A 410-nucleotide genomic window follows, 5' to 3' on the forward strand; every position below is an offset into this window, starting at 1 on the left:
AATAATAAAAACAGCTTCATCTAAATCGTTCAATAATTTTTGATATGTTTCAATACTTCGCACTAATAATTTTTCGTTTTGCCTTATTTTAGAAATATCTACTCCGTAGCCAACAACAAACTCTACATTTTTATCAGCGTTAAAATAAGGGTAAAAATGGCGAAGATTATAAATTTCTCTGCCTTGATTATTCACATGCTTTTCTTCAAACTGAACTGTTTGATTGGTTTGCAGCGATTGCTCAAAATAATTGCGTCTTGAAATAGCTTTTTCAAAACCTTCACTTTTAGATAAACTGTAATCAAAATCATCTTTTCCAATTAACCACTTACGCATATCTTCTTTGCTAACAGCATTTTTATTGGCAAAAAGATATTTATGATTGGCATCGAAAATGGTAAAGATCGGAA

General features: G+C 30.0%; 1 protein-coding gene. It reads right to left on the bottom strand.

Annotation, left to right across the window (positions count from 1 at the left end):
* Nucleotides 1-410: PAS domain-containing protein (locus tag E3E36_RS12345; RefSeq protein WP_167895632.1), on the bottom strand; the 410-nt coding region annotated here is incomplete at both ends.

The organism is Thermococcus sp. M36, from assembly GCF_012027355.1.
Classification (GTDB): Archaea; Methanobacteriota_B; Thermococci; order Thermococcales; family Thermococcaceae; genus Thermococcus.